22 protein-coding genes are annotated in these 21,404 nt (G+C 71.4%); 8 read left to right on the forward strand and 14 right to left on the reverse strand.

What is annotated here, in order from left to right:
- Window positions 1-437: 437 nt before the first annotated feature.
- The 3 genes from ispF to Ade02nite_RS33470 all read right to left on the reverse strand — a co-directional run bounded on the left by ispF (window position 438) and on the right by Ade02nite_RS33470 (window position 2,291).
- Window positions 438-911: a 2-C-methyl-D-erythritol 2,4-cyclodiphosphate synthase gene (gene ispF / locus Ade02nite_RS33460; protein ID WP_203772582.1), complete on the reverse strand. Its 474-nt coding sequence runs from the start codon at window positions 909-911 to the stop codon at window positions 438-440.
- A 152-nt stretch (window positions 912-1,063) separates the two neighbouring features.
- Complete coding sequence (gene ispD / locus Ade02nite_RS33465; RefSeq protein WP_203772584.1) at window positions 1,064-1,756, reverse strand: 2-C-methyl-D-erythritol 4-phosphate cytidylyltransferase; 693 nt, start codon at window positions 1,754-1,756, stop codon at window positions 1,064-1,066.
- Between the two features lie 49 nt (window positions 1,757-1,805).
- A complete protein-coding gene (locus Ade02nite_RS33470; RefSeq protein WP_030443670.1) occupies window positions 1,806-2,291 on the reverse strand; it encodes a CarD family transcriptional regulator in 486 nt (161 codons plus the stop codon).
- Window positions 2,292-2,667: 376 nt separating this feature from the next.
- On the opposite strand from Ade02nite_RS33470, the gene Ade02nite_RS33475 reads away from it, so the two are divergent.
- Entirely contained in the window at window positions 2,668-3,435 is a 768-nt protein-coding gene (locus Ade02nite_RS33475) for a hypothetical protein (protein WP_203772586.1), read from the forward strand.
- Window positions 3,436-3,683: 248 nt separating this feature from the next.
- On the opposite strand, the gene Ade02nite_RS33480 is transcribed toward Ade02nite_RS33475, so the two are convergent.
- The 4 genes from Ade02nite_RS33480 to Ade02nite_RS33495 form a co-directional block, all read right to left on the reverse strand.
- Window positions 3,684-4,154, reverse strand: coding sequence for a DUF6023 family protein (locus tag Ade02nite_RS33480; protein WP_203772588.1), 471 nt, complete (start codon window positions 4,152-4,154; stop codon window positions 3,684-3,686).
- A complete protein-coding gene (locus Ade02nite_RS33485) occupies window positions 4,151-5,212 on the reverse strand; it encodes a type III polyketide synthase (RefSeq protein WP_203772590.1) in 1,062 nt (353 codons plus the stop codon). Before Ade02nite_RS33485 ends, Ade02nite_RS33480 begins: the two co-directional genes overlap by 4 nt.
- Window positions 5,213-5,372: 160 nt before the next feature.
- Window positions 5,373-6,527 carry an acyl-CoA dehydrogenase family protein gene (locus tag Ade02nite_RS33490; RefSeq protein ID WP_203772592.1) on the reverse strand — a complete coding sequence of 385 codons (1,155 nt, stop codon included), beginning with the start codon at window positions 6,525-6,527 and terminating at the stop codon, window positions 5,373-5,375.
- Window positions 6,524-7,228, reverse strand: coding sequence for a methyltransferase domain-containing protein (locus tag Ade02nite_RS33495; protein ID WP_203772594.1), 705 nt, complete (start codon window positions 7,226-7,228; stop codon window positions 6,524-6,526). The genes Ade02nite_RS33490 and Ade02nite_RS33495 overlap by 4 nt, the downstream gene beginning before the upstream one ends.
- Before the next feature lie 46 nt (window positions 7,229-7,274).
- Between Ade02nite_RS33495 and Ade02nite_RS33500 the strand changes: the two genes are divergently transcribed.
- The 4 genes from Ade02nite_RS33500 to disA all read left to right on the forward strand — a co-directional run bounded on the left by Ade02nite_RS33500 (window position 7,275) and on the right by disA (window position 11,668).
- Window positions 7,275-8,102 carry a UbiA family prenyltransferase gene (locus tag Ade02nite_RS33500; RefSeq protein ID WP_203772595.1) on the forward strand — a complete coding sequence of 276 codons (828 nt, stop codon included), beginning with the start codon at window positions 7,275-7,277 and terminating at the stop codon, window positions 8,100-8,102.
- An 84-nt stretch (window positions 8,103-8,186) separates the two neighbouring features.
- Window positions 8,187-8,969 (forward strand): hypothetical protein, encoded by a 783-nt coding sequence (locus Ade02nite_RS33505; protein WP_203772597.1) that lies wholly within the window; start codon window positions 8,187-8,189, stop codon window positions 8,967-8,969.
- Window positions 8,970-8,998: 29 nt separating this feature from the next.
- Window positions 8,999-10,429: a DNA repair protein RadA gene (radA, locus tag Ade02nite_RS33510; RefSeq protein ID WP_203772600.1), complete on the forward strand. Its 1,431-nt coding sequence runs from the start codon at window positions 8,999-9,001 to the stop codon at window positions 10,427-10,429.
- Between the two features lie 51 nt (window positions 10,430-10,480).
- Window positions 10,481-11,668 (forward strand): DNA integrity scanning diadenylate cyclase DisA, encoded by a 1,188-nt coding sequence (gene disA, locus Ade02nite_RS33515; RefSeq protein ID WP_203772601.1) that lies wholly within the window; start codon window positions 10,481-10,483, stop codon window positions 11,666-11,668.
- 124 nt (window positions 11,669-11,792) lie between these two features.
- Here the strand turns inward: disA and Ade02nite_RS33520 are convergent, their stop codons facing one another.
- The 5 genes from Ade02nite_RS33520 to Ade02nite_RS33540 form a co-directional block, all read right to left on the reverse strand.
- Entirely contained in the window at window positions 11,793-12,329 is a 537-nt protein-coding gene (locus Ade02nite_RS33520) for a P-loop nucleotide/nucleoside kinase family protein (RefSeq protein WP_239169241.1), read from the reverse strand.
- A gap of 7 nt (window positions 12,330-12,336) precedes the next feature.
- Window positions 12,337-12,852 carry a 2'-5' RNA ligase family protein gene (locus Ade02nite_RS33525; RefSeq protein WP_203772604.1) on the reverse strand — a complete coding sequence of 172 codons (516 nt, stop codon included), beginning with the start codon at window positions 12,850-12,852 and terminating at the stop codon, window positions 12,337-12,339.
- On the reverse strand, window positions 12,853-13,569 hold the full coding sequence (locus Ade02nite_RS33530) for an adhesin (protein WP_307871241.1): 717 nt from the start codon (window positions 13,567-13,569) through the stop codon (window positions 12,853-12,855).
- 139 nt (window positions 13,570-13,708) lie between these two features.
- Window positions 13,709-14,236: a peptide deformylase gene (locus Ade02nite_RS33535; protein ID WP_203772608.1), complete on the reverse strand. Its 528-nt coding sequence runs from the start codon at window positions 14,234-14,236 to the stop codon at window positions 13,709-13,711.
- Window positions 14,233-14,733 (reverse strand): glycine cleavage system transcriptional repressor, encoded by a 501-nt coding sequence (locus tag Ade02nite_RS33540; protein ID WP_203772610.1) that lies wholly within the window; start codon window positions 14,731-14,733, stop codon window positions 14,233-14,235. The genes Ade02nite_RS33535 and Ade02nite_RS33540 overlap by 4 nt, the downstream gene beginning before the upstream one ends.
- A 21-nt stretch (window positions 14,734-14,754) precedes the next feature.
- On the opposite strand from Ade02nite_RS33540, the gene Ade02nite_RS33545 reads away from it, so the two are divergent.
- Window positions 14,755-15,642 (forward strand): HhH-GPD family protein, encoded by an 888-nt coding sequence (locus Ade02nite_RS33545; RefSeq protein ID WP_203772612.1) that lies wholly within the window; start codon window positions 14,755-14,757, stop codon window positions 15,640-15,642.
- Here the strand turns inward: Ade02nite_RS33545 and Ade02nite_RS33550 are convergent.
- Complete coding sequence (locus Ade02nite_RS33550; protein WP_239169242.1) at window positions 15,639-16,589, reverse strand: arabinan endo-1,5-alpha-L-arabinosidase; 951 nt, start codon at window positions 16,587-16,589, stop codon at window positions 15,639-15,641. The two genes, Ade02nite_RS33545 and Ade02nite_RS33550, sit on opposite strands and share 4 nt — an antisense overlap.
- Before the next feature lie 115 nt (window positions 16,590-16,704).
- Between Ade02nite_RS33550 and Ade02nite_RS33555 the strand changes: the two genes are divergently transcribed.
- Both Ade02nite_RS33555 and Ade02nite_RS33560 read left to right on the forward strand, forming a co-directional pair.
- Window positions 16,705-19,137 carry an alpha-L-arabinofuranosidase family protein gene (locus Ade02nite_RS33555; RefSeq protein ID WP_203772616.1) on the forward strand — a complete coding sequence of 811 codons (2,433 nt, stop codon included), beginning with the start codon at window positions 16,705-16,707 and terminating at the stop codon, window positions 19,135-19,137.
- Window positions 19,138-19,146: 9 nt separating this feature from the next.
- Window positions 19,147-20,199 (forward strand): family 43 glycosylhydrolase, encoded by a 1,053-nt coding sequence (locus Ade02nite_RS33560; protein ID WP_203772618.1) that lies wholly within the window; start codon window positions 19,147-19,149, stop codon window positions 20,197-20,199.
- 189 nt (window positions 20,200-20,388) lie between these two features.
- Here the strand turns inward: Ade02nite_RS33560 and Ade02nite_RS33565 are convergent, their stop codons facing one another.
- Window positions 20,389-21,000 (reverse strand): DUF4291 domain-containing protein, encoded by a 612-nt coding sequence (locus Ade02nite_RS33565; RefSeq protein ID WP_203772620.1) that lies wholly within the window; start codon window positions 20,998-21,000, stop codon window positions 20,389-20,391.
- Between the last annotated feature and the right edge of the window lie 404 nt (window positions 21,001-21,404).

The raw sequence follows: 21,404 nt of genomic DNA on the forward strand, positions 1-21,404 counted from the left end.
CAGGCAGGGCATACGCCTTCGTCGCCGCGCACGGTGGCTACGACCTCCCCCACATCGATGGGATGTCGAAGCGTTGTATCCGGTCATGGCGGATCTGTCGGACATCGTTTACGGCTACCCGTGTGATTACGGCGGGCCAGCGAGATGATCGCCCAATGGGAGAGTCGTGACGCCGCCTGGGACTGGCTCAGCCTTGCCACGCACCGTCGACGGCATAGAGCCTTACGTTGACCGCTGGACGGCACGAGTTGCCGCCCAGCAACCTACGGCGGACAGCCGTTTCGCCGTGAAGCCGGTTCGAGTGAGGCGTGAGCAGCTGTCAGGCCCGTCCATCAGGATATTCGCGCCAGAGCCGTGATCTTGCTGGCCTTGGGTGCGGCTCGAAGGGCCCGGCCCGAAGAGGCCCGGCCCGAAGAGGCGCGACCCGAGCGACGAGCTCAGACGGCCGCGATCAGGGCCACCGCCATCGCGGCCAGGCCCTCGCCTCGGCCGGTCAGGCCCAGGCCGTCAGTGGTGGTGCCCGAGACCGTGACCGGGGCGCCCACCGCCGCCGAGAGGGTCTCCTGGGCCTCCGCGCGGCGCTTGCCGATCTTCGGGTGGTTGCCGATCACCTGGATCGAGACGTTCACCGGCTCGAAGGACGCGGCCCGCACCAGCCGGGCCGTCTCGGTGAGCAGGGCCACGCCGGAGGCGCCCGCCCATTCCGGCCGCGAAGTGCCGAAGTTGCTGCCCAGGTCGCCCAGGCCGGCGGCCCCGAAGAGCGCATCGCACGCGGCGTGCGCGGCCACGTCGGCGTCGGAGTGTCCGGCGAGGCCGATCTCGCCGGGCCAGAGGAGGCCCGCCACCCAGCACGGCCGGCCCGGCTCGAAGGCGTGCACGTCCGTCCCGATACCGACCCGCTGATTGATCACCGGCTCAGCCTACCGACGCGTGATCGGCGGCCCGAGGCAAGCACACGCGGGACGGCCGGGCCCAGGCCGGGCAGGCGGCGGGCAACGAGTCGGCGGAGCCCGCAGAAGACCACGCGCGCTCAGAGGAGGCGGCGAGGTAACGATCCAGCAGGTCAGCCGAGGTTGAGGAGGGCCTCGGCGAGGATCAGGTCGAGCGGCCGGGTGATCTTCATGGCCAGCTCGGAGCCGGGGACGCAGATCACCGGGCGGCCGGCCTTTTCGACCAGGCCGGCGTCGTCGGTGAGGTGGTCGGCGGCGGCGGCGTGCGCGGCGGCCAGCACGTCGTGGCGGAAGCCCTGCGGGGTCTGGACGCTGCGCAAGACGGAACGGTCGACCGTGCCGAGGACCGTCTCGCCGGGATCGACTTCCTTGATCGTGTCGACCACCGGGAGGGCGGGGATCACCGCGGGATGTCCGTCGCGGACCGCCGCGGCCACCGACTCGATCAGGTCGGGTGGGGTGAGCGCGCGGGCGGCGTCGTGGACCAGCACGATCTCGATGTCGGCGGGCACCTGGGCCAGCGCCCGAGCCACCGATTCCTGCCGCTCGGCCCCGCCGGCCACCACGGTGACCGGCGCGACCGGCGCCAGCAACTCTCGAACCGCCTCGACCTCGGCCGCTGGAGCGGCGACCACGATCAGGCGCACCGACGGCGCCGCCGCGACCCGGCGGACCGCGTGCACAAGCAGCGGTTCACCGGCGAGCAGGCGCAGGGCCTTGGGGCCGCCCGGGCCGAGCCTCAGGCCGGCGCCTGCCGCCGGAACCAGGACCGCGACGTCACCGCGAGCACGAAGCTGCGCGGTCACGTCGCGGTCCTGTGAAAACACACGTTTTGCTGTTGTGTCGCTGGGTAGATCAGGCCTCGGTGAGGACCTTGTCGAGGAGAACCTCGGCCTCGTCCTTGGTGCTCTTCTCCGCAAGAGCAACCTCACCGACCAGAATGTCGCGGGCTTTCGCGAGCATGCGCTTCTCGCCGGCCGAGAGGCCGCGCTCACGCTCACGACGCCAGAGGTCGCGAACGACCTCGGCAACCTTGAGGGGGTTACCGGAGGCAAGCTTCTCGAGATTGGCCTTGTAACGCCGCGACCAGTTGGTCGGCTCCTCGGTGTGCGGAGCGCGGAGGACGTCGAAGACCTTGCCCAGGCCTTCCTCGCCGACCACTTCGCGCACGCCGACGATCTCGGCGTTCTCAGCGGGCACCCGAACAGTCAGGTCGCCCTGGGCGACGCGCAGGACCAGATACTGCTTTTCCTCGCCCTTGATGACCCTAGTCTCGATTGCCTCGATGAGTGCGGCCCCGTGGTGGGGGTAAACAACGGTCTCGCCGACACTGAAAACCATAGGTTCGAAGCCCCTTTCGCTGTGTCTAGGGTAACACGCTCAGGCAGCGATGTCCCACCCTGCCGGTGACTGTTAGTGCAGCTCAGAGGCCCTGTGACGGGCCTTTCTACGGCTTGACAGAAGCGCCGCGAGCTGCCTTGGTGACGCAAAGTGACGAAAGGGTGACCGCTATGACCTGTGGGTCGGATATTTCGTACCTACGGCGTTTGTGAGGTCAAGCTTATCGCTAAGGTCCGGAATCACGCACCTCTGGCGGTGAAGCGTCGCGTGAGGAAGGCTGGGAGGCAAGGTCCCCGACCGAAGAGCGACTGGGTTTTCGGAGACGACTGGGTTCCTCCGGAGAGAAGTGTGGGTCGGCCCGGGGGGAGGGTGAGTCATGGCTGGTGCGAGCGACAACGGCGGATGGTCGTCGGATGGCGGCTCGCCGGACGACCTGCCTGATCTGCCCGAGGAGTGGGGCGTCATCGTCATCCCCGACGATCTCTCCGAGCTCTCCGACGAAGTCGAGGCGATCCGCGAGGAGCTGCGCCTTTCCGGTCCGCCGACCCGGTGGCAGCGCCTGCTCCGCCGCCCCGGGGTGCGCCGCGTGCGCCGGCTCGCCGCCAAGGCCGTGCGCGCCCCCGTGCTGATCGTCTCGTTGGCCGTGATGGTCACCGTGGCCAGCCTCTTCGCCTCGGCGTGGCCCGGGCCGCCACGCCAGCCCGCCGCCCAGCGCACGGCCGCCACCGCTGCCGTCGGCGGCACCACGCTGCCCGCGCTCGAGCTGATCGCCTCCGACGGCCGCACGGTCCCGATCAACGGGCAGCTACCCGCTGTCATCCTGCTCATCGACGGCTGCGCCTGCGCCGAGCTGGTTTCCGACACTGTCGACGCCGTGCGTCCCGAGATCGCCGTGATCACCGTGTCGTCCACCGCCACCGCGAGCGCGGCCGGCACCCCGCCGACCAACACGACACCTCAGGCCGCCGGCAAGATCCTGCGCCCGCTCCACGACCCGACCGGCAGCCTCCGCAGCCATTTGGAGCTGCCCGCACCCGACGGCGTCGCCGCCGCGATCATCGTCGACCGGTCCTCCAAGATCGTGCGCCAGATCCCCCGCATCGCCTCGGTCGAGGACCTCCGCGCGGACCTGGCGCGGCTCTGAGAAGGGGCCTCTGAGAAAGGGGGCCGCCTAGAAGGGGACCGCCCAAAAGGGGACCGCCCAGAAGGAGGCCGCCCAGAAGGAGGCCGCCCAGACCCAGGCCACCCGGACCGGAGGCCACCCAGACCGGAGGCCACCCAGACCGAAGGCCACCCAGACCGAAGGCCACCCAGACCGAAGGCCACCCAGACCGAAGGCCACCCAGACCGAAGGCCGCAGAGGACGGCGTGCAGGAAAGCTGCCGAACGCGGCTAAGAGATGCGCACCACGGAGTAGCGGAAGATCACCGGGCTGTCCTCACCGGCGCTGACGGTCATGCGGAACTCGTCGGTCAGCCGCAGCGGGAAGCTCTCCGGCGACCGTTCCTGCTCGCAGGTCAGGCCCAGCCCCGAGTCGCCCACCCCGCCGAAGCCGGTCGCGTCGAGCGAGACCCGCACCGTGCTGCCCGGCCCGCCCACGCAGATCAGCGACACCGAGTACTCGCCGCTGGGCAGCTCGGTCGAGACCGACTGCTCGGCGCCCGCGTCGAGGGTCAACGTGCTGCGGTCCTGCTGCATGTCGGTGTCCGGCAGGAGCCGCTCGGCGGTGCGCTGCCACTCGTCGATCTGGCCGGCCGGCCTGGTGTCGTCCGGCGCGGCCAGCAGCCACCACGCTGTCCCGCCGGCGAGCAGCACGGCCGCCGCCGCGTAGAGCACCGCCCCCCGCACCCGCTCGCTTGTCACCCTGTGACTGTAGAGGTCTCCAGCAGCGTGCCGTAGAGCGTCAGCCCCGGCCCGAAGGCCAGCATCACGATCCGCTGCGGCGGTTCCGGCAGTCGACGCAGAGCGTCCAGCGCCAGCAACACCGTCGGTGAGGAGCAGTTGCCGTACGTGGCGAGCACGTCCCGCGAGGGCGCCATCGCCGCGTCGTCGAGCCCGAGCTGTTCCTGCACCACGTTGAGGATCTTCGGGCCGCCCGGGTGCACCGCCCAGCCGTCCACGTCCGCGACGGTCAGGCCGTGCCGGGCGAGAAGATCGTCGACCATCCGGCGTACGTGCGCCTTCAGCACCGCCGGCACGCGCGGCGACAGGCCCATCCGGAACCCGAGGTCCGTGACCTCCCACGTCATGTGGTCGGCGGTCGTCGTGTCCGTGATCGCGGCGACCTCGCGGACGGCGTACCCGCCGGATCCCGGGGTGACCACCACGGCCGCCGCCGCGTCCGCGAAGAGCGCGTGCGAGACGATCTGCTGCATGTCGAGGCGGGCCGCGGCCGGCTGCAGGTGCAGGCTGGTCAGCTCGGCGCAGAGCAGCAGCGCCGGCCGGCCCTGTGCCACCACGTAGTCGGCCACCGAGCCCAGGCCCGGCAACGCTGCGTAACAGCCCATGTGCCCGACGAAAAGCCGCCGCACGCTCGGTGACATGCCGAGGTCACGGGCGAGCAGGATGTCCAGCCCCGGCGTCGCGTATCCGGTGCAGGAGCAGACCGCGAAGAGCCCCAGCTCGTCCGCGCTGATCCCGGCGTCGGTCAGCGCCCGGCCGACCGCTTCCTTGCCGAGCGGCACCGCCTCGACCTGGTAGCGGCGCATCCGGCGCTCGGTGGACCAGTCCGAGACGTCCTCCAGCATCGGGCTCACCGCCGCCTGCCGGGTGCGGACCCCCGAGTTCTCGAAGATCCGCTTGACCAGCGCCCGGCGCTCGGCGGGATAGTGCCGCGCGAAGTAGCCGTCCCACAGCTCGCCTTGAACAACGGCCGGCGGTAGTGCTGTGCCCACCCCGGCGACGGTCGCTTCGTTATTCACTTAAGCCTCCCCAGGCCACTGTTACCCCGTCGGCGCCGTCACCAACGTGATGCGGAGCGCTTGGCGTCGGGATCGCGCCGACCCCGTCGACGCCGTCACCAACGTCGTGCGGAGCGGTCGGAGTCGGGATCGCGCCGAGTGCGCCGACCCCATGGCGCCGTCACCACCGCGGTGCGGAGCCGTCGGAGTCGGGATCGCCGCCGAGCGCGTCGACGCCGAGCCAGTCGGCGCACACGTCGCTGGTGGCAGGCTGGAGTGACCCGGCCCGCGCGTCGCGGTAGAGGCGCTCCAGCGGATGGCCGCGGCGCATCGCCGAGGTTCCTGCGGCCTCCAGCATCGACGCGGCGACCTCGGCGGCCGTGGTGCCGGCCAGCAGCTTGGCCCGCCACACCCAGCGGGTCGTCTCGGCCTCGCCGGGCTGCTCGTCGACCCGGCGGGCGGCCTCCAGCACGGCCAGGTGGGCGGCCGCGACCGCGGCGTCGGCCCGGCCGATCCGCGCGCGCACGGCGGGCAGGTGGCCGAGCTTGCGCTGGTTGACGTGCTCGACGGCGGCGTCCACCGCGGCGCGGGCCACGCCCACGTAGACGGCGGCGTAGCTGGCCACCATCCAGTGCGGGGCGATCTGGGCGATCACCAGCGCGAGGCCCTCCACGCCGCCGAGCAGGGCGCCGGCCGGGACGGTCGCGTCGACGTGCAGGTCGTGCGAGCCGGTCGCGCGCATGCCGAGCGCGTCCCAGGTCTCCTCGACGCGCAGGCCGTCGCCGGCCGGCACGAGGAACTGCGAGACCTGGTCGGGGTCGTCGGCGCTGCGGGCGGCCACCAGGTAGGCGCCGGCGTGCCCGGCGCCCGAGCAGAAGGTCTTGGCGCCCCGGATGTGGTAGCCGCCGTCCGTGCGCTCGTACGAGGTAGTGATCTTGGAAAGCCGGGAGCCGGCGCCGCGCTCGCTCATCGCCACCGCGTACCAGGAGCCGTCGGCCGCCGCCCGCAGGTGGTCGTCGCGGGCCTGGAGCGCCTCGGCCGAGAGCCCCAGCGCGTCGGCGAGCTCGTCGCTCACTCCGGCCAGGGCGCCGGTGACCGAGGCGTGCATGTTGAAGATCAGGGCGGTGGCGCCGTTGCCGCGGGCCAGCTCGTAGGCGACGGCCGCGTATTCGGCGAAGCCCGCCCCCGCGCCGCCCAGCCGCTTCGGCACCATCAGGCCGAAGAAGCCGGCGTCGCGCAGGTCGGCGAAGTCGGCGGCGGGGAACGAGCCGTCGCGATCGTGCTCGGCCGCACGGGCCGCGAACCGGGGCGCCAGCCGCCGCGCTTCCTCGATCATGGGTCCTCCTTGCGGCCACGCCCCTGATAGAGCACGGCTGTCGAACGGGTGGGAACGATGCGGCCGCCGGCCCGGCGCAACGCCAGCCAGCGGCACATACCGGGAACACTGGGCCGGGCGCCGCGCACCTCGAGGCGTACGCCGTGGGTGGCGAACTCGGCGGTGAGCCGGCGCGGATCGACGAAGAGAGCGGGGTCGTGCAGCCCTCGCGGGGCCAGGCCGAGCCACTCGCCGAGGGTGACCGTCACGAAGCGGCTCAGCGCGCCGCTGTTGACCGTGTCGAGCACCAGCAGCCCGCCGGGCCGCAGCACCCTCGCCAGCTCGGCCACGGCGGCCGGCAGGTCGGTGACGTGCTCGAGGATCTCGCCGGCCGCCACCACCTCGGCCGAGCCGGTGGCCAGCGGCAGCGCCAGCACGTCGCCGCGCACCGGCGTCACCCCGCGCGCGGCCGCCTGCTCGAGTCCCGAGCAGCGCAGGTCGACGCCGACGTGCCGGTAGCCCTTGCCCTCGACGTGCGGGGCGAGCAGGCCGCCGCCGCAGCCCGCGTCGACGAGGACGGCGCCGCGCGACGGCGCGGGCGGGATCAGCTCCGCGCGGGCGGCCGCCAGCCAATGCAGGAGCTCGAACCCGCCGCCGCGCCGCCACCACTCGCCGGCCAGGTCGTCGTACTGACGCGGATCGTTACGCGGCATCGACGGCATGTGATCGAGCGTGGCATGCATCCGGCACAACCACCACACTGCATTCATGTCCCGCGCCCTCGCGTTGATCAAGTCGTCCCATCCGGAGCCCGGCGGAGCGGTCACGGTGGCGATGACGCTGCTGGCGATCGGAGCAGGTCATCGCGGCTGGGCGATCCTCGGTGTCTTCCTCGCGGTCGGCGCCACCCAGCTCGCCGTCGGCTGGGTCAACGACTGGCTCGACGCCGACCGGGACAGGCGGGCGGGCCGTACGGACAAGCCCGTCGCCTCGGGTGCGGTCAGCCGCCGTACCGTCGGGGTCGCGGGTCTGATCGCCGCTCTGGCCATTCCCTTTCTGGGCCTGCCGTTCGGCTGGGGGCCGACGATCGTGATCTCGCTGGTCGGCGTCTTCGCGCTGCTCTACGACTGGCCGCTGAAGTCCACGGTGTTCTCCGTGGTGCCCTATCTGGTCGCGTTCGGCCTGCTGCCGGCCTTCGTGGTGGTCGCGCTGCCGGGCAACCCCGCGCCGCCGGCCTGGCTGGTGGCCGCGGGCGCGCTGCTGGGTGGCGGCGCTCACTTCGCCAACGTGCTGCCGGATCTCGCCGATGATGCCCGAACCGGCGTGCGAGGACTGCCACATGTGCTAGGCGCCACGGGTTCCACGATCGCCGCCGCGGTGCTCCTTCTCGCCGCGACCCTCACGCTGGTCTTCGGGCCGCCCGGGCCGCCGTCGTGGGCGGGCTGGGCGGCGGCCTGCGCTTGCGTCGTGGTCCTTCCCCTGGGCTGGTACGCGACCACGCGCGCTTCGGGACGCGCGGTGGCGATGTTCCGGGCGGTCATCGTGGTGGCCCTGATCGACGTCCTGCTGCTGATCTTCAGCGGCCGGGTGGTGTGAATGGACGGGTCGGCGCACGAGCCCGATCGCCGACCTCTAGGCTGGGGCTTACGCCCTTTGGTGTTCGTTTCTTGGAGGATCGTGATGCGCTCGCTGGGAACCCGCCGCGTCGCACTGGCCGCGGGTGTCGCCACGGTCGCCGTGATGGCGCTGTCCGCCTGCTCGGCCGGACAGGTCGCCGAGACCGCCATCTTGGATGCACCGATCTCGGGTCTCAACACCCAGAGCCCCGACGGGCGACTCGAGATCCGCAATCTTCAGGTGATCTACAACAGCCCCGAGGGCTACGAGGCGGGCGGCCGGGCCCAGCTCGAGCTGAGCCTCTACAACACGACCACCTCGCCGATCCAGGTGTCGATCAGCAGCAGCCCTCAGCAGGGCTCGACCAACAACCTGGTGTCGGCGCAGCAGATCGGCCTGAGCGGCGGCGCCGAGGCGGCCTCGCCCGGCCCCAACCCCGAGCCCTCCGGCAGCCGCCCGTCGCAGGACGAGGTCGGCGGCAGCAACGACCAGGCCGGCGGCATCCCCGACCAGCCCTCGGTCGCGCCCGGCGGCTCCTCGGGCCGGCCCAGCGCCGGCGCGAGCGCGCCCAGCGAGCCCGCCCAGCAGCTGCTGCCCGCGCAGATCACGATCCCCGCGCTGAGCAGCGCCACCTTCCTCCCCGAGGACGAGCAGAAGGTCTGGGCCGTCGGCCTCAGCGACAAGCTCGCCCCCGGCACGTCTTTGGCCCTCACCTTCGAGGTCAGCGGCAACTCGCAGCCGCTGCAGGTGGAGGCGCCGTTCGCGGTGCCGCTGTCGCCGGCCTCGCGCGGCCCGGCGCTGACGGGTGAGAACGAGGAGCACGAGAACCTCGGCGGCGGCGAGTAATTGTCATACCGGGCGGCTAGCTTGGCGGGGTGACATCTTCGACTCGCTCCGCCGCCAAGGCCGCCCGGCCGGCTTTCGTCTGTGACGCCTGCGGGCATCAGCCGCCGAAGTGGCTGGGCCGGTGCCCCGAGTGCGGCGAGTGGGGCTCGGTCATCGAGTCCACGGTGACCACGCCGCTCGGCGCGGGCCGCGTGGTCAGCTCGCGCATGCCGTCCGAGCCGGCCAAGCCGATCGCCCAGATCAGCGCGGCCCCGGCCAAGGCCGTGCCGACAAATGTGAGCGAGCTCGACCGGGTGCTCGGCGGCGGCCTGGTGCCGGGCGCGGTGGTGCTGCTCGCCGGCGAGCCCGGTGTGGGCAAGTCGACACTGCTGCTCGACGTGGCCCAGCAGTGGGCCGCCGGTGCCGGCTCGCCGTCCCTGGTGGTCAGTGGCGAGGAGTCGGTGAGCCAGGTGCGCCTGCGCGCCGAGCGGCTCGGCGCCCTGCACGACAAGCTCTTCCTGGCGTCCGAGAGCGACCTCTCCGCCGTCCTCGGCCACCTCGACGCGGTCAAGCCGGGCCTGCTGGTGCTCGACTCGGTGCAGACCATCTCCGCCCCCGGCACCGAGGGCGTCCCCGGCGGCGTCACCCAGGTCCGCGCGGTCACCGCCGCCCTGGTCGGGGTCGCCAAGGAGCGCGGCATCGCCACCGTCCTGGTCGGTCACGTCACCAAGGACGGCCAGGTCGCCGGCCCGCGCGTGCTGGAGCACCTGGTCGACGTGGTGCTCCACTTCGAGGGCGACAAGCATTCGTCGCTGCGCCTGGTGCGCGGCGTCAAGAACCGCTTCGGCGCCGCCGACGAGGTGGGCTGCTTCGAGATGCACGAGGGCGGCATCGCCAGCCTGCCCGATCCGTCCGGCCTGTTCCTCACCCGCTATTCCGAGCCGGTCCCCGGCACCTGCGTGACCGTGGCGATGGAGGGCCGGCGCGCGCTGGTCACCGAGGTGCAGGCACTGATCGGCGCCGAGGTGCAGGGCTCGCCGCGGCGCACGGTCTCCGGCCTCGACAGCGCCCGGCTCGCCATGGTGCTGGCCGTCCTCGAGCGCCGCACCAAGCAGCTCAAGCTCTACAACCGCGAGGTCTTCGCCGCGACGGTGGGCGGCATCCGGCTCACCGAGCCGTCGGCCGACCTCGCCATGGCGCTCGCCGTCGCCTCCGGCGGGCTCGACCTGGCGATGGCGCCCCACCTGGTGGCCATCGGCGAGGTGGGGCTGACCGGCGAGATCCGGCGGGTCGGCGCGGTCGGCCGGCGGCTGGCCGAGGCGGCCCGGCTCGGCTTCAAGGTGGCGCTGGTGCCGCCCGGCTGCGCCCCCGAGACGGCCGGCTCGCTCAAGGCCATGGAGGTGATCGAGGTGAGCGATCTGCGCTCCGCGCTCCAGTCCGCGGCCCGTGCCTCGGCCGCCCACGGCGGTGACCCTCGGTGATTCATCGAACCACGCCTCGTTGACCTGGAGACGGGTCCGTAGAATGTACAGGTGCCGCTCGACCGCGATGGTTCCAAGCCCGCCGCCGCCACCCCGACGCCCCGCACGGGTGTCAACGGTTCGGCCCATCGTGCGGCGACCAATCCCAGCGCCGGCCTCACCAGCTCGGGCGTGAGCGCCGACCCGCTCCGCGCCAACCTCGCGCTGATGGCCCCCGGCACAGCGTTACGCGACGGCCTCGAGCGCATCCTGCGCGGCCGCACGGGCGCGCTCATCGTCCTGGGCTACGACGCCGTCGTCGAGAGCATCTGCACCGGCGGCTTCCCGCTCGACGTCGAGTTCTCGGCCACCCGCCTGCGCGAGCTGTGCAAGATGGACGGCGCCGTGGTGCTCTCCAGCGACGGCACCCGCATCGTCCGCGCCGCCGTCCACCTGATGCCCGACCCGTCCATCCCGTCCGAGGAGTCCGGCACCCGGCACCGCACGGCCGAGCGCGTCGCCAAGCAGTCCGGCTTCCCGGTCATCTCGGTGAGCCAGTCCATGCGCATCATCGGCCTTTACGTGAACGGTCAGCGCCACGTCCTCGACGACTCGGCCGCCATCCTGTCGCGCGCCAACCAGGCCCTGGCGACCCTCGAGCGCTACAAGCTCCGCCTCGACGAGGTCTCCGGCACCCTCTCCGCGCTGGAGATCGAAGACTTGGTCACGGTCCGTGACGCGGTCGCCGTGGTCCAGCGCCTCGAGATGGTCCGCCGCATCGCCGACGAGATCTCCGGCTACGTGGTCGAGCTGGGCACCGACGGCCGCCTCCTCGCCCTCCAGCTCGACGAGCTCATGGCCGGCGTCGACTCCGACCGCACCCTGGTCATCCGCGACTACCTGCCCAGCCACCGCAAGGCGCGCACGCTGGACGAGGCCCTGGTCGAGCTCGACCTCCTCACCGCCACCGAGATGATCGACCTGGTCGCGGTGGCCAAGGCCATCGGCTACCCCGGCGCCTCCGACGCCCTGGACGCCGCGGTCTCCCCGCGGGGCTTCCGGCTGCTGGCCAAGGTCCCCCGCCTGCCCACCCAGATCGTCGACCGCCTGGTCGACCACTTCGGCAGCCTCCAGCGCCTGCTGGGCGCCACCGTCGAGGACCTCCAGGCCGTCGACGGCGTCGGCGACGCCCGCGCCCGGGGCGTGCGCGAGGGCCTGTCTCGCCTGGCCGAGGCATCGATCCTCGAGCGCTACGTCTGACAGCGCCACGTCTGACAGCGCCACGCCCGACAGCGCCACGCCTCACAGCGCCACGCCTCACAGCGCCGCCCGACAACGCCACGTCTCACAACGCCGCGTCCCACAGCGGGGCGTGGGGCGGCCGTCAGAGGACCGATGGCGGCCAGCGGTGTCCGCGCCACGCGTCCCAGGTCGCGAATCCGGCCGGTGGATCACCGACGGGTTCGCTGCCGTCGAGTTCGCCCTGCGTCGGGGTCTCGAAGAGGGCAGCCCACTCGGCGAGCTCCTCGTCGGACATGGGCCATGTGGTGTCCGGCGCCTCGGCCTGCCGCCGGTCCAGCCGTCGCCGCTGCTCGGCCGGGGCGAGCTCGAAGTAACGCATCTCCACCGTCGCGCCCACGTCCGCTGCCGCCCGGCGCAGAGCGGAGCGCTCGTCGCGGCTCCAGAGGCCGAAATCGATCACGACGTTGGTGCCCAGTTCCAGGGCGCGCAGCCCGATCGCGATGAGCCGTCCTTCGATCACGTCCGTCGCCGGCGCCGGGTTCTCCGGCCCGTAGAGGGCCTTCACCCATTCGTCCTTCGTCAGGCGAAGCGCCTGCCGCTCGGTCTCGATGCGCCGAGCGGCAGTGGTCTTTCCCGTGCAGGGCAACCCCACGGTCAGGAACAGCGTCGGCCGCTTCATGATCACCTCACCGCAGCTCCTCGGCCACGCCCCGGGCGTGATCGGTGACCGAAGCCCCCGCGACCCGGGCCGGAACCGGCAACATCTCCAGGCACCGCCGCACCGCCACGGCCATCACCGGGTTGGGCACCCGCATGGACACCGTGCAGTGCGGCACCCACTTCCCCGGCCTGTACAGCTCCCACGTCTCCACGCCCGCCCGGGCCAGCCTGTCGTGCACCTCGCGGTGATGCGACAGCAGCTCCACAGTGGGCGTGACCCCGAGCCACAGCACCCGGCCCACGAACTGCCCCACGAAGTCGAGCCGCACCGGCAGGGGCCGCGCCACCACCATGTCCGACAACGCCGCCACCACTTCCTCCGGCGGCAGCGTGCGGGCCGCCGCCAGGGACACGTGCGGGCGGTGCTTGTCGTTCAGCAGGGAGGCCAGCGTGGGCACGCCCTCCTCCTCGAGGGCGCGCCACAATGTCCGGATCCTTCGGGTCGCGTCGACGTCGAGGTAGAGCTCGATCGCCGCGACCACTTAGGACGTCATGGTCAGGGCGACCGGCTGGCTCACCAGGGTGCCGAGGCGGCCCCAGAGCTGGAACTGGCCCTTCGGCGGGGTCGGGCCGGACGGCGCGCCGTTGGAGCAGCTGCTCGACTGGCGGCCGTTCCACGTCACCCGGTAGACGAGCTCCTGGCCCGCGGTCAGCTGGCGCACGTCGCTGCCCTTGGCGGTGCTGCACGTGTCGGACGACCAGTACTTGAAGGCGCCCGAGTCGATGTACAGCTCCTGCGGGTCCGCGCCGACGTCGCGCGAACACGTACGGGAGCTCGTGTTCTTGATCTTGAGTTGGATCTCGACCGATTCGCCGCGCTTCAGCTGGGTGCGCGCCGGGACGGGCGTCACCTGCATCTCCTGGTCGGTGCAGGCGGTGGCACCGGCGGGCACGTCGACGTTCGAGTTCTGGCCGCCGGCGACGGTGGCCGTGTTCGCCGGCAGCGTCGGCCCGGTGGCGGTGGGCTGCTGCGGCTGTTGCGGATCCTGCGACGGCGACTCGATGTCGCCGGGCGCCGGCAACGACGGGTCGTTGCCGCCCGGAGCCCCGTCGAGGAACGACGGCTCGGTGGTCGGCGAGGACGCCGGCGCGGGGGTCGGCAGCTGGGACGACGAGGTGCCCTTGGGGTTGTCCTTGTCGTCGTTGCCGGAGCAGGAAACGAACAGCACGATGATGCCGAGCAGCACTGCGCCCAGCACGACTGCACGACGCCGCCAGTAGACGGCGGGTGGAAGGGGACCAACCGTCGATCGCATGATGGGGCCACCGTAAACCCGGATGACCGAGACGAAGGCCGCGACGCGCCGGGTTATGCGACACGTCCTCGCCTCTTCTTCGTTAGAGATACACCTTGCGCTGGTAGACGGCGTGCGCGCCGGCGACCCGGTCGAGAAAAAGCTTTCCGGCGCAGTGGTCGATCTCGTGTTGCAGCGCCCGCGCCTCGAAGGCGTCCGTCGTGACGGTCACCGGCTCGCCGCTGCCGGGCAGCGTGGCCGAGACGACGACGCGGCCCGCCCGCTTCACGTCGCCGGTCAGGTCGGGCACGGACATGCAGCCCTCGCGACCGGCCTTCCAGCGGCTCGCCTCGATGACCTTGGCGTTGCAGAGCACGAACACGCCGTGCGTGGTGGACGCCTTGGGGTGGCCTGTCACGTCGACGCAGAAGACCTGCGCGCCGACGCCGACCTGGGGAGCGGCCAGCCCGACGCAGCCCGGCGAGACGCGCATCGTGGCGACGAGGTCGGCGGCCAGCTGGACGATCTCGGGCGAGCACGGGTCGACCTCGGCGCCGACCGCGCTCAGGACCGGCGCCGGAGCGGTGACGACGGGCAGGACGCGGCCGGCCGGGCCGTCCCAAGCGATCACAGGATCTCCGGCTCGGCGCGGCGCAGCGTCACCTCGACGCCCAGCTCGGCGCCGGCCACGGCCAGCTGCTCGGCGAGCTCGTCGGCGGCCGCGGGCGGCAGGTCGATCTCGGCGACCAGAACGTAGAGGGTGCCGGCCAGGCGCGTCGAAAGGTCGGTGATGTTGCCACCGGCCGCGGCCACCACCCGGGTCACGGCGGCCACGATGCCGAGCCGGTCGGCGCCGTGCACGCTCACGACGTACGGCTCGCCGCTCGAGGCGTACGTCTCGGGAGAGACCTGGCGCACCTGGGTGACCACACCGGAAAGCGTGCCGATGGCCGCCTCGGCCTCGGCCGGGGACGGGCCCGTGCAGATCAGCGTCATCGTGAAGTGGCCGCGCAGGCGGGTCATCGTGGAGTCGGTGAGGTTGGCGCCGACCGCGGCGAGCGCCTCGGACACGTCGGCGACGATGCCCGGACGGTCGGGGCCGATGACGGTGATGGCCAGCTCATGCACTCACCTACAGTAAGACCTGCCATGACTCTCGCCGAAGACGCCATCGCCTGGTACGACGCCAACGCCCGCGATCTGCCCTGGCGGCAGCCCGACACGACTCCGTGGGGGGTGCTGGTCAGCGAGGTGATGCTCCAGCAGACCCCGGTGGTGCGGGTGGAGCCGGCCTGGCGGGCCTGGATGACCCGCTGGCCGACCCCGGCCGCGCTCGCCGCCGACCCGCCCTCCGAGGCGATCCGCATGTGGGGCCGGCTCGGCTATCCGCGCCGCGCGATGCGCCTGCACGCATGCGCGGTGGCGATGGTGGAGCGGCACGGCGGCGACGTGCCGTCCGATCTCGATCAGCTGCTCGCGCTGCCCGGCGTCGGCACGTACACCGGGCGGGCGGTCGCGACCTTCGCGTACGGGCAGCGGCATCCGGTGGTCGACACGAACGTGCGCCGGGTCGTGTCCCGCGCGGTCGAGGGCAAGCCGGACGCGGGACCGAACACGACCGCCGCGGACCTGGCCGCCGTGGAGGAGCTGCTGCCGTCCGACGCCGCGAAGGCCGCACGCGCCAGCATCGCGTTCATGGAGATCGGCGCGCTGGTGTGCACCGCCCGCTCGCCGCGCTGCGCCGACTGCCCGTTCGAGGCGATCTGCGCGTGGCGGCTCGACGGCTCACCCCCGCTCGACGGCCCGAGCCGCAAGCCGCAGCGGTACGCCGGCACGGACCGCCAGGTGCGCGGCCTGCTGCTGGAGGTGCTGCGGCACGCGACCGGCCCGGTGCCGAAGCAGCGCCTGGACCTGGTCTGGACCGACGAGGTGCAGCGGGCCCGGGCGCTGTCCGGCCTGGTGGAGGACGGCCTGGTCGAGCCGTTCGGCGGCTCGTTCGTGCTGGCCGGCGACTCCCCCGAGGTGCAGATCCTCTAATAGACGTAGGGCCAGCCCGCCGAGTCGTACGCGATGAGGTTGATGCCGAGCCGGGCGGCGCCGTTGTCCGCGTAGTAGTGGTAGACGAGCACGTCCGCGTCGACGTCGGTGAAGACCGATTGGCCACCCGGCCCGTGGACGCTGCCCTGCCCCGCGAGGATCTCCGTGCCGCCTCCGCTGGTCATCGCCGTGCCGTTGCGGTCCGCGAACGGTCCCGTGGGGCTGGTCGATCGGCCCACCATGATCCGGTACGTGCTGGAGGCGCCCCGGCAGCAGAGGTCGAACGAGACGAAGAGGTAGTAGTAGGAGCCGTGCCGGAAGAGGTACGGCGCCTCGATCGCTCCGCCGCCACGCCCGGCTAGCGAGCGGATCGTGCTGTCGAGCCGCTTGCCGGTCGACGGGTTGAGCTGGACCTGCTTGATCCCGCTCCAGAACGAGCCGAACGACATCCACCAGCGACCGGACGGGTCGACGTAGAGGTTGGGGTCGATCGCGTTGAAGTTGTCGCTGGTGCGCGACTCGATGACCAGGCCCTGGTTGGTCCACGAGCCGGAGGCGCCGGTGGTGCTGGTGGCCAGGAAGATCGCCGACCGGTTGGAGCCGAAGGTCGAGGCCGAGTAGTAGAGGTAGTAGCGGCCGTTGCGGTAGGACAGGTCTGGCGCCCAGAGGTTGGCGCTGCCGCCGGTGTACGCGGTGGTCCAGGACGCGCCGCCGGGGAAGACGACGCCGGCGTCGCGGAACGCGGTGCGGTCGGCCGACGTCTTGAGCGGGATGTTGTCGCCGGTGTGCGCTATCAGGTAGGTGCCGTCGGGCTTCTTGACGATGCCGGGGTCGTGCACGTTGATGCTGCCGGTGACGACGCCGGGGCCCGGGTAGGCGAGCGCGGGCTCGGCGGCCACCAGCACCGCAGCGGCCGCGGCGAGGGCGATCAGGCTCTTCCATCTCATGGCGAAATCGACTCCTGACATTTCCGTCGTGTTACCGCTAGAGTGAACGTTCACATAGACAACCGTCAAGGTGTTACGGGTGCCACGCTGTTTACGTGAACAGAGAGGGCCATCTATGCCACGCCTCCTCGCCGGTGCGGTCGCCGCACTGGCCGCTCTTCCCCTTGCGGGCGCGCAACCTGCGCCGACGCCGGACTACACGATCACCGTCGACTCCGGCACCACCGGGGCCGCGATCAGCGACTCCCTGTACGGCGTCTTCTTCGAGGACATCAACTGGGCGGCGGACGGTGGGCTCTACGCGGAGCTCGTCCGGAACCGGTCGTTCGAGTTCTCGCCCGCGGACAATGCTTCGTACAACGGGTTGACCGGGTGGACCGTCACCGGGACGGCGACCACGCGCGACGACGCGTCGCGGATCAACGAGCGCAACCGTACTTATCTGGACATAAACGGCAGCGTTGTCAGCTCACCGTTCGCCACTGTGGCGGGCGATTTCTACGACTTCTCGGTCTGGGCCCGTGCGGACGCGGCCACCACCTTGACGGTGACCCTTGGCTCCACTCGGCATATCGTCAATGTCCGAAGTGGGGAGTGGCGGAAGTACAGCGCTACGCTCCGCGCGACAGCCACGACCGACGCGGCGACGCTGAAGGTCGAGACCGCCGGCCCCGCCAAGCTCGACATGGTCTCGCTCTTCCCGCGCAAGACGTTCAAGAACCACGGCCTCAGGGCCGACCTGGCCTCCAAGATCGCGGCCCTGCGGCCCGGCTTCCTGCGCTTCCCCGGCGGCTGCCTGGTCAACACCGGCAGCATGTACGGCTACGACGCCGCGTCCGGCTACCCGCGCGCCCGCTCGTACCAGTGGAAGGACACGGTCGGCCCGGTCGAGACCCGCGCCACCAACGCCAACTTCTGGGGCTACAACCAGAGCTACGGCCTCGGCTACTACGAGTACTTCCAGTTCGCCGAGGACATCGGCGCCGCACCCCTGCCCGTCGTGCCGGCCCTGGTCACCGGCTGCGGCCAAAATCGCGCCACCGACGATCCGGCGCTGCTGCAACGGCACATCCAGGACACGCTCGACCTGATCGAGTTCGCCAACGGGCCGGTCACGTCGACGTGGGGCAAGCTGCGAGCCCAGATGGGGCACCCGAAGCCGTTCGGGCTCACCATGATCGCGGTGGGCAACGAGGAGAACCTGCCGGACGCGTACTTCGCGAACTACCTGAAGTTCCGGGAGGCGATCAAGGCCGCGTACCCCACGATCACGGTGATCGGCAACTCGGGACCGGACGACCAGGGCGCCACCTTCGACCGCCTCTGGGAGCTCAACCGGTCGGCCGGATCGGACATGGTCGACGAGCATTACTACAACAGCCCGTCGTGGTTCCTGCAGAACAACGCGCGCTACGACAGCTACGACCGCAACGGCCCCAAGGTCTTCCTCGGGGAGTACGCGTCGCAGGACGCCAAGTTCGCCAACTCGCTGGCCGAGGCCGCGTACATGACCGGCCTCGAACGCAACGCCGACGTGGTGCGGATGGCGTCGTACGCGCCGCTGCTCGCCAACATCGACCACGTCCAGTGGCGGCCCGACCTGATCTGGTTCGACGCCGACGAGTCGTGGGGCACCACGAGCTACCAGACCCAGAAGCTGTTCATGAACAACGTCGGCGACCGGGTGGTGCCGTCCTCCGTCGCGGGCGCGGTCGTCCAGCCCAAGCCGATCACCGGCCGGGTCGGGCTGTCCACATGGGCCACCGCGGCCCGCTACGACGACGTCAAGGTCACCGGTACGGACGGCACCGTCCTCTACAGCGACGACTTCGCCGACGGCAACGCGGACGGCTGGACCTCGCTGAGCAACCGCGGCACGTGGAGCGTGCAGGACGGCGCCTACGTGCAGTCCGACACCGCGGCGACGAACACGATGGTGGCCGCGGCCACGGACATCACGGCGACCGACTACGACATCACGCTGAAGGCCACCAAGACCGGCGGCGCCGAGGGCTTCCTCATCCCGTTCGGCATCAAGGACTCCGACAACTGGTACTGGTGGAACCTCGGCGGCTGGAACAACACGCAGGGCGCGATCGAGAAGGCGTCCGGCAGCGCCGACGCCAAGGAGCAGCTGCTCACCAGGCCGGACACGGTCGTGACGGGCCAGACCTACAACCTGACGATCCAGGTACGCGGCACAAAGGTCACGCTGATCCGTGACGGCGAGGTGTGGGGCACCTTCGACGACAACAAGGTCACCGAGCCCTTCGCCCAGGTGATCACGAAGGACCTCCGCTCCCGCGAGCTGATCGTCAAGGTCGTCAACGCGCAGGACAAGGCGGCCCTCACCAAGGTCGACCTCGACGGCCTCCGGGTGGCGTCGACGGGACGGATGACCGTGCTCACCGGCGATCCGGGCGAGCAGAACACCCGCAGCGCGGAGCCGATCCAGCCGGTCACGTCCACGGTCCGCGGGCTCGGCTCGACCTTCACCAGGTCGTTCCCGGCCAACTCGATCACCTTCCTGCGCATCCCCCTTCGTTAGGAGATCCCCATGTCGTACGGAATGAGCAGGCGAACCCTGCTGCGCGGCTCACTCGGGGTGGCCGCCGCCGGGACGGTCGCCGGACTCTCCTCGGCGTCCCCGGCGGCCGCGGCCGCACCCGTCCCGCCGCTGATCACCCAGCGGGCCGACCCGTTCATCACCCCCCGCACGAACGGCATGTACTACTTCACCGGGTCGGTGCCGGAGTACGACCGCATCATCGTCCGCGGCGCGTCCACGTTGACCGGTCTGTCGACCGCCGCGGAGTCGGTGATCTGGCGGCGCCCGGCGAGCGGCACGATGGGCGGCCACATCTGGGCCCCGGAACTGCACCGCATCGACGGCCGCTGGTACATCTACTTCGCGGCTGGCGACTCCGACGACGTGTTCCGCATCCGCACGTACGTGCTCGAGTCGACCCGCGCCGACCCGCTGGACCCGGCCGGCTGGACGCTCAAGACCCAGCTGCGTACCGAATGGGACGGCTTCACGCTGGACGCGACCACCTTCGCCCACCGGGGCAGCCGCTACCTGGTGTGGGCGCAGAGCGAGCCGGAGATCGCCGTCAACACGAGCCTCTACATCGCCCGGATGGCGAATCCGTGGACGCTCGCGACCAAGCCGACCCGCATCAGCACCCCGACCCGCACCTGGGAGATCCAGGGCTTCAAGGTGAACGAGGGCCCGGCCGCACTGATCCGCAACGGCCGCGTCTTCCTGACCTTCTCGGCGAGCGCCACCGACGCCCGCTACTGCATGGGCCTGCTCACCGCCTCCGCCAACGCGGACCTGCTGAACAGGGCATCGTGGACGAAGACCCCCAACCCGATCTTCGTCTCGAACCCCGAGACCTCCCAGTACGGCCCGGGCCACAACTGTTTCACCGTCGCCGAGGACGGCGTGACGGACGTCCTCGTCTACCACGCCCGCGACTACCGCGACATCACGGGCGACCCCCTGTACGACCCGAACCGCCACACCCGCATCCAGCGCCTGAACTGGAACCCCGACGGCACCCCCTCCTTCGGCGTCCCCTCAGGAGGTGCCGGCCCCATAACCTGACCCGCGCGAGCCGGCGCCGCTCCGCCCCCAAGCTGCGCCGGCCCCAACCCTCGATCCCGTTCCCCTGTCCTTCGATCGTCGGCGGCCTCTTATTGGTGGCGCGGGCGCACTCCACTTCCATTCCCTCGCATCCTTCGACTGCGCGGGACCACCCCTGATCCGGCGCGCGCCGGAGCCGGCCAAGGCCCCCTACCGGCCCGGCGCGCGCTCCCCCACCCGAGCAGCGATGTCACTCGGAAGCGCATAGACCTTCTCCTCGGGCAGCAGTGAGGCGGCCCCCGCGTCGTCCTGATCGTCCAGCCGCCGGCGAATCTCCCGCGCCGTCGCGGTCACGTCCGCGATCCCGACGATCCACTCGTCCACATAGGCGTGCACGGCCTCGCCGGAGAGCCCGACCTGCAACGACCGCCAGGGCAGCTCACCCAGGCGCAGCGAACGCTCCGGATCCCACTGCACCCGCACCGGGCTGCGCTTGAGCTCCCGGCTCCACGCGGCCTGGTCGGCGTACAACTCCCGGTCGAAATGGCTGAGCACCGCCCGCCGCAGCGCCCACTCGAACCCCGCACGCGTGATCGACACGGCGAGCACCCGCTCCTGCCCCGGCTTGGTGGCCCACCCGCAGCGATACATCATCCACAGGAACGACGGCTTGATCCACGTCATCCGCTCCCGCTTGAACGGCGCGACAAACCGCCCCGCCCGCAGCGCCGCATCAGCAATCGCGGGCGGATAGGCCTGATAGACCGTGATGGCGGTGTCCGTATAAACCGCCCTGACTTCTCGGTAGTTCACGACCGCCATGGTCAACCCTCGAGCCGCCCCGCTCCACCGAAATACGCGCGACCACGTCAGCTGATCCGGTCACCACGGCAGCGTTCTTCCTCACCCTGGAGCGCCTCGTGGCGACACCATCACGCGACCCGATCGGACAGGCCCGGCAGGACTCGCTGGTCATCGGCTTGCATGGCCCCCGACCTTAAAGGGCCCGCGGACGATGCCTCGACTTCGCGGGGCCGGGCCGACTTATCCACAGCACGCGTTGTCCACAGGCCCAACCGCAAGATCGACCGATCCGCGCGACAATGACGCTCGTCAGGCGGCGGCCCCCTTGGGAGGGCGGGCCTGTGGGCGGGCCTGTGGGCGGGCCTGTGGGCGGGCCTGTGGGCGGGCCTGTGGGCGGGCCTGTGGGCGGGCCTGTGGGCGGG

The organism is Paractinoplanes deccanensis (genome assembly GCF_016862115.1).
Lineage (GTDB): Bacteria > Actinomycetota > Actinomycetes > Mycobacteriales > Micromonosporaceae > Actinoplanes > Actinoplanes deccanensis.

Bases quoted from the DNA above. Each gene is read 5' to 3' on its own strand.
- Ade02nite_RS33470 (WP_030443670.1), bottom strand. From the start codon at position 2,291: ATGGTTTTCAGTGTCGGCGAGACCGTTGTTTACCCCCACCACGGGGCC.
- Ade02nite_RS33500 (WP_203772595.1), top strand. From the start codon at position 7,275: ATGTCCCGCGCCCTCGCGTTGATCAAGTCGTCCCATCCGGAGCCCGGC.
- Ade02nite_RS33550 (WP_239169242.1), bottom strand. From the start codon at position 16,589: ATGAGATGGAAGAGCCTGATCGCCCTCGCCGCGGCCGCTGCGGTGCTG.
- Ade02nite_RS33490 (WP_203772592.1), bottom strand. From the start codon at position 6,527: ATGATCGAGGAAGCGCGGCGGCTGGCGCCCCGGTTCGCGGCCCGTGCG.
- Ade02nite_RS33505 (WP_203772597.1), top strand. From the start codon at position 8,187: ATGCGCTCGCTGGGAACCCGCCGCGTCGCACTGGCCGCGGGTGTCGCC.
- Ade02nite_RS33475 (WP_203772586.1), top strand. From the start codon at position 2,668: ATGGCTGGTGCGAGCGACAACGGCGGATGGTCGTCGGATGGCGGCTCG.
- Ade02nite_RS33520 (WP_239169241.1), bottom strand. From the start codon at position 12,329: ATGAAGCGGCCGACGCTGTTCCTGACCGTGGGGTTGCCCTGCACGGGA.
- Ade02nite_RS33545 (WP_203772612.1), top strand. From the start codon at position 14,755: ATGACTCTCGCCGAAGACGCCATCGCCTGGTACGACGCCAACGCCCGC.
- Ade02nite_RS33555 (WP_203772616.1), top strand. From the start codon at position 16,705: ATGCCACGCCTCCTCGCCGGTGCGGTCGCCGCACTGGCCGCTCTTCCC.
- Ade02nite_RS33565 (WP_203772620.1), bottom strand. From the start codon at position 21,000: ATGGCGGTCGTGAACTACCGAGAAGTCAGGGCGGTTTATACGGACACC.
- Ade02nite_RS33495 (WP_203772594.1), bottom strand. From the start codon at position 7,228: ATGCCGTCGATGCCGCGTAACGATCCGCGTCAGTACGACGACCTGGCC.
- Ade02nite_RS33560 (WP_203772618.1), top strand. From the start codon at position 19,147: ATGTCGTACGGAATGAGCAGGCGAACCCTGCTGCGCGGCTCACTCGGG.